6 protein-coding genes are annotated in these 6,109 nt (G+C 63.7%); 5 read left to right on the forward strand and 1 reads right to left on the reverse strand.

Going from position 1 to position 6,109, the window contains the following annotated elements; genetic code table 11:
* The first annotated feature begins 12 nt into the window (after positions 1 to 12).
* Positions 13 to 624: a TadE/TadG family type IV pilus assembly protein gene (locus QAZ22_RS32155; RefSeq protein WP_278204912.1), complete on the forward strand. Its 612-nt coding sequence runs from the start codon at positions 13 to 15 to the stop codon at positions 622 to 624.
* 4 nt (positions 625 to 628) lie between these two features.
* Here QAZ22_RS32155 and QAZ22_RS32160 read toward each other — a convergent pair whose 3' ends face one another.
* Complete coding sequence (locus tag QAZ22_RS32160) at positions 629 to 1,564, reverse strand: PhnD/SsuA/transferrin family substrate-binding protein (protein WP_278204913.1); 936 nt, start codon at positions 1,562 to 1,564, stop codon at positions 629 to 631.
* Positions 1,565 to 1,760: 196 nt separating this feature from the next.
* Here QAZ22_RS32160 and QAZ22_RS32165 point away from each other — a divergent pair, with 196 nt between their 5' ends.
* The 4 genes from QAZ22_RS32165 (at position 1,761) to rpsT (ending at position 5,203) form a co-directional block, all read left to right on the forward strand.
* Positions 1,761 to 3,008 (forward strand): phosphopentomutase, encoded by a 1,248-nt coding sequence (locus QAZ22_RS32165; protein ID WP_278204914.1) that lies wholly within the window; start codon positions 1,761 to 1,763, stop codon positions 3,006 to 3,008.
* The gene (gene mutM, locus QAZ22_RS32170) at positions 2,992 to 3,882 is read left to right on the forward strand and encodes a bifunctional DNA-formamidopyrimidine glycosylase/DNA-(apurinic or apyrimidinic site) lyase (RefSeq protein WP_278204915.1); all 891 of its coding nucleotides are present in this window, start codon (positions 2,992 to 2,994) and stop codon (positions 3,880 to 3,882) included. The genes QAZ22_RS32165 and mutM overlap by 17 nt, the downstream gene beginning before the upstream one ends.
* 40 nt (positions 3,883 to 3,922) lie before the next feature.
* Positions 3,923 to 4,696: an enoyl-CoA hydratase gene (locus QAZ22_RS32175; protein WP_278204916.1), complete on the forward strand. Its 774-nt coding sequence runs from the start codon at positions 3,923 to 3,925 to the stop codon at positions 4,694 to 4,696.
* A 240-nt stretch (positions 4,697 to 4,936) separates the two neighbouring features.
* Entirely contained in the window at positions 4,937 to 5,203 is a 267-nt protein-coding gene (rpsT, locus tag QAZ22_RS32180) for a 30S ribosomal protein S20 (RefSeq protein ID WP_124996039.1), read from the forward strand.
* Positions 5,204 to 6,109 lie beyond the last annotated feature (906 nt).

Consider the following 6,109-nt stretch of genomic DNA (forward strand, 5'->3'; position numbering starts at 1 on the left):
GGTGGAGGTAAAATGTACCGTGCGGGGGCACACAGGGGAATTTCGGCCATTGCGGCGCGGCTTTTCCGCGATCGCCGCGGCGTCGCGGCAATCGAGTTCGCATTCATCGCGCCGGTGCTGCTCATCATGTATTTCATCACGATGGAAGCCTCGCAGGCGATCGAGACCAGCAAGAAGGTCAGCCGCATCGGCAGCATGGTGGCGGACCTCGTCACGCAGCAGACAACGGTCACGAAAGCGGATCTCGATGCGATCATGAAGATCGGCACCTCGACGCTGCAGCCCTACAACCGCTCCACGCCGACGATCATCATCACCGGCATCCAGATCAGCGACCAGGCGTCGCCCCAGGCAAAGGTGGCCTGGTCGCGCAAGCTCGCAGGCACCACCTATAGCGCCGACGCAAAGAAGGACGATCCCACCCCCGTTCCGTCGACGCTGAATATCCGCAACACCTTCCTCGTGCGGGTGGAAAGCGACCTCGGCTACGAGGCGATGATCACCTGGTCGGCCGACGAATCGAAGGCGCTTGGATTGACCTCGGTCTTCAACAACATACCGATGGGCGAGACATACTATCTGCGACCGCGCCGCGGCCCCACTGTCCCCTGCACCGACTGCTGAGGGATTATTCCCGACCGCCCGCTTCCCGTCGCACGATGGCCAGCGCCGTTGCATAGTCCTTCGACACGGCCAGCTCGAATCCGCCGGAATGCGTCGATTCCAAAAGATCGTAGACGTCCGGCGTCAGCGACTTGAGATTGGTCAGAAACACGGCGAGCCGGCGCTTGGCTTCGGCATCGAGATCGCTGCGCACGGCGTGAGGTCCGTATCGCAGCGGAGCCGAGGTCCATAGCAACCGAAGCGATGTCTTCGGGACGCCGGCGGCCTCGAGCCGTACGATCGTGCCGCCCGTGTTGGTAGGCTGGCCGTCGGCACTGACAGGCTCCCAGCCGAACAGGCCGTCGGCTTCACCGTCGCCGAGCATCGCCTCGGCCGCGGTTGCCGAAGGAGCGCGCGCCAGGAAGGGTGAGTCCTCCGCAATCTTCGCACCTTCGCCTGAGAGCCCGGTCAGCGGCAGCAGGGAACCGCCGACATTGTCGGCGGGCGCGATCGCGATCCGGTGCGAGGCCATCGCCGCGAGGTCCGGCACTTTGCCGTCGCGCGTCAGCAGCACGGAACGAATGCCGACGGCACCATCGGTGTCGACCGGCGCCACCAGCGGCTCGACACAACCGCAGCGCTCCGAGGCCGCGGCATAGGCAAGCGCCGAATAGACCGCATATTGCACGCGGCCACTCGCCTGCGCCTGGATCAGCGCCGCATAGTCGCGGGCAACCACGAACTCCACCTTCATGCCGAGAGCGTTCGTATAGGCATCCGTCAAGCGCGCCAGACCGGGAACTGTGTTGCCGCCTCCGGGCTCGGCGACGATGCCGATGCGGAACGTGCCGATGTCGTCGCGCCAGTCGGCGCGCGCCGGCAAGGTCCCCGAGAGCACCGCGAGAGCCGCCGCGCACGTCCTCAACGCCCGGCTTGCCGCGGATTTTCCAGCCTTGCCCATGCTTGCCGCTCTCCCGCCGGCGTTTTCGCCCGATTTGCACGACTATGGCGCCAAGCCGTTGCGGTTTGGTTTCCGATTTGCCAACGCCGCCGCGGAAGCTTATGTCTGGCTGCCCGGAGCATGATCCCGAAAAGTTGCAGACTTTTCGGAGACGATCATGCTTCAAAAGCAAAATCCTAGGGCGAGATGGCACTTCATGGCGCGGGCTTTCCTGTTCGTTCTCGATTCCTTCGGCATCGGCGGAGCGGCCGATGCCGAGCGCTATGGCGATGCCGGCGCCGACACGTTCGGGCATATCGCGCAGGCCTGCGCCGACGGCCGCGCGGATCGTGAAGGCTTGCGCAGCGGGCCGCTCGCGGTGCCCAACATGGCCTCGCTTGGGCTTGCCCGCGCGGCGCATACAGCAACCGGACTGAGGCTCGACGCCGACACGCCGCTGCTGGCCTCGTCCTTCCACGGCGCTGCCCAGGAGGTCTCGAGCGGCAAGGACACGCCGTCGGGCCACTGGGAGATTGCCGGCCTGCCCGTGCGTTTCGACTGGGGCTATTTTCCCGACACCGTGCCGGCCTTCCCTGCCGGGCTGACCGACGCGATCATCCGCGAAGGCAAGGTGCCGGGCATCCTCGGCAACTGTCACGCGCCCGGAACCGAGATCATCGAGCGCTTCGGCGAGGAGCATATCCGCACCGGCAAGCCGATCTGCTACACCTCGGTGGATTCCGTGTTGCAGATCGCTGCGCACGAGACGCATTTCGGCCTGGAGCGGCTCTACGAGCTTTGCCTGACGGTGCGCCGGCTGGTCGATCCGCTCAAGATCGGGCGGGTGATCGCGCGGCCCTTCGTCGGCGAGACGAGAGCCACCTTCCAGCGTACCCACAACCGCCGCGACTATGCCGTGCCGCCGCCGGAGCCGACCTTGCTCGACCGGCTGACGGAGTGCGGCAGCAAGATCATCGCCGTCGGCAAGATCGGCGACATCTTCGCCCATCGCGGCATCTCGGAGGTCCGCAAGGCTGGTGGCAACATGGCGATGTTCGACCAGGCGCTGGGTGCCATGGACGACGCCGGCGAAGGCGACCTGGTGTTTGCCAATTTCGTCGATTTCGACACCGAGTTCGGCCACCGACGCGATGTCGCCGGCTATGCCTGGGCGCTCGAGGCCTTCGACCGCCGGCTGCCGGAAGCGCTGTCCCGCATCAAGCCGGGCGACCTGCTCATCCTCACCGCCGACCACGGCAATGATCCGACCTGGCGCGGCACCGATCACACGCGCGAACGCGTTCCGGTGATCGGCATCGGGCCCGGGCTGAAGGGTGGCGACATCGGGCTCAGGCCGACCTTCGCCGATATAGGCGAAACCGTCGCGGATCACCTCGGCCTTGCGCCCGGCCGCCACGGCACCTCTTTCCTTGCAACGATAGGCGGCCATGCCAGAACTGCCTGAAGTCGAGACGGTCCGGCGCGGCCTGCAACCGGTTCTGGAAGGGGCGCGGCTCGTCAACGTCGAGGCGCGACGGCCCGACCTTCGCTTTCCTTTTCCAGAGCGGTTTTCGGAGAGGCTTGCCGGCAAGACCGTGACGGCGCTTGGCAGGCGCGCCAAATATCTGACGATGCATATCGAGGACGGACCGGTCCTGATCTGCCATCTCGGCATGTCGGGATCGTTCCGCGTCGAAACCGCCGAGGGCAGCGGCACCCCCGGCACCTTCCATCACGAGCGCTCGAAGAACGGCGCGCACGACCATGTCGTGTTCGATGTCCAGTCGCCGAAGGGCGAGCGGTCGCGCATCATCTTCAACGACCCGCGCCGTTTCGGCTTCATGCTGTTTGCCGAAGGGGCGCCGGACACGCATCCGATGCTGGCGGGGCTGGGCATCGAGCCGACCGGCAATGCGCTCGACGGCCCGCTGCTCGCCTCGCTGCTCAAGGGCCGCAGGTCGCCGCTCAAGGCGGCACTGCTCGACCAGCGGCTGATCGCCGGGCTCGGCAACATATATGTGTCGGAGGCGCTGTGGCGCGCCGGCCTGTCGCCGTTGCGCGAAGCCGGTACCATCGCCGGCTCTGGCAAGAAAGCGAAAGAGCAATGCGGACGCCTGGCCGAGGCGATCCGCTCAGTCATCGCCGACGCGATCGCCGCCGGCGGATCCTCGCTGCGCGACTATGTCCAGACAGACGGGTCGCTTGGCTATTTCCAGCATTCCTTCGCCGTCTATGACCGAGAAGGCGAGCCATGTCCGAAACCACGCTGCAGCGGCCATATCGAGCGCATCGTGCAAAGCGGCCGCTCGACCTTCTATTGCCGGACCTGTCAGCGGTGAGCTAGACCGGTCTCCGCAACCGAAGCGAGGAGACGATGCCATGGCCTACGAAACCATTCTCGTGGAAACACGCGGCAAGGTCGGGCTGATCACGCTGAACCGGCCGAAGGCGCTCAACGCGCTGAATTCGCAGGTGCTGGCGGAGATCGTGGCCGCGGTGAACGCGTTCGGCGCCGATGCCGGCATCGGCGCGATGGTCCTTACGGGTTCGGAGAAGGCCTTCGCGGCCGGTGCCGACATCAAGGAAATGCAGGCGATCTCCTTCGTCGACGCTTATACGCAGGATTTCTTCGTCGGCTGGGAGGAACTCACGCGTGCGCGCAAGCCGATCATCGCGGCGGTGGCCGGCTATGCGCTTGGCGGCGGCTGCGAGCTGGCGATGATGTGCGACTTCATCATCGCCGCCGACAATGCAAAGTTCGGCCAGCCCGAAATTACGCTCGGCGTCATGCCGGGCATGGGCGGATCGCAGCGGCTGACCCGCTTCGTCGGCAAGTCGAAGGCGATGGACATGTGCCTGACCGGGCGCATGATGGACGCCGCCGAAGCCGAGCGCTGCGGACTGGTTTCACGGGTGGTGCCGGCCGCCGAGCTCGTCGAGGAAGCGCTAAAGGCGGCGGCGAAGATCGCCGAGTTTTCACTGCCATCCGTGATGATGACAAAGGAAGCCGTCAATCGGGCCTATGAAACGACGCTCGCCGAAGGACTGCGCTTCGAACGCCGACTGTTCCATTCGCTGTTTGCGCTCGACGACCAGAAGGAAGGCATGGCCGCCTTCGTCGAGAAGCGGAAGCCGAATTTCACCAACCGCTGATGCGTGTCTCCCCAAGATGCACGGCGGTTGGGAAACGACATGTATAAGACAAGGCCCCGGAGAGCGTCGTGCGTTTCGACGCGACGCGCTCCAGGCTGCCAAAAAGACCGCCAAGCAGCGTTGACGCGCCGGAAAAGCTGAACTATAAGCCGCATCAACCGAGGCGGCCTGTGGCTGCCCGTTTGTTTTTTGCGCCCTGCGGCACCCCGCTGGCGCCCACCAGATCAGAAGAGAGGCATCATGGCCAATACGTCTTCGGCCAAAAAGGCAACGCGCAAGATCGCCCGCCGCGCGGCGATCAACAAGAACCGCCGGTCGCGCGTCCGCACCTATGTCCGCCAGGTCGAAGAGGCGCTTGCCGCCGGCGACAAGGCCGCGGCGCTGGAGGCCTTCAAGGCCGCGGAGCCGGAATTGATGCGCGCCGCAACCAAGGGCGTCATCCATAAGAACACGGCTTCCCGCAAGGTTTCGCGGCTGGCCCAGCGGGTCAAGGTGCTGTCGGCCTGACCGACTTCCATTTAGAACCGTTATCCTTGAACCCGGCCGCACAGGCCGGGTTTTTTCGTTTGCCGGCAAGTACTTAAAAAGAACGCGTGCATAACGACGCTCAGGCCGAATTTCGAAGTTGCGAATGTTTTGCCGGCATATACATAATCGCAGATATCGACGCCCGCTGAATGCGGCTATGGCCGTAAGTTAGCCTGTCACAAATTCCAGATATTTTTCAATAAGTTACAGACGGTCGTCCACAGCTTGTTCAACCTGCGGAGGGGCGGCGGGGGACAAGTAGCTGTCAAGAGAATTATTTCAGAAAATTTCCGAAGGTGTGGCCTTTTTCACATTCGCCGGAAAAGGGTTTGAATCACAATGGCTTTATCAAAATGTGCCGCGACGGCACCTGCTTCGAACACGTCTCCGGTAACCAGATTCGTTAAAAATCAGTTAGACGTGGCCTTGCCCTATCCACAGCGATTTCGGTAATGTCCATTCATCGAAGGGACGGGCACTTGCCCTTGACCCAGCCTGAATCGGCCAGCAAAAAATGGCGGAATTCATGACGCGGAGCAATTCCGCGTGCGGCTTGGTTTGTCTCTTCGATGGGTAGGGGACTGGCGTAATTGTACATGGCAGTCGACGTTGGGCCGGCGTATTCGCCGGACGGTGTCGTATTGTCTTGGCATGATCAGCCGGCTTGCAAGAGCCGGCACAGGTCCCTTGCGCAACGTTGCGACTATATCGCCGGCGGCGGCGATGAAGACGCTGCGGAAAACGTCGCCGGACCCAGGGTGCAGGAGGCGCACTCCCGGCGGAAAAGGGTACGAGAAGACAAGGAACTTGATCATGCAGAGCGGCATCGAAAGGGAGATAGCGGGCGAACTCCCATTCCCAGCAACTATCGTCGGAGGGGACGGC

The sequence above is a fragment of the Mesorhizobium sp. WSM4906 genome, assembly GCF_029674625.1.
In the GTDB taxonomy this organism is placed as follows: Bacteria; Pseudomonadota; Alphaproteobacteria; order Rhizobiales; family Rhizobiaceae; genus Mesorhizobium.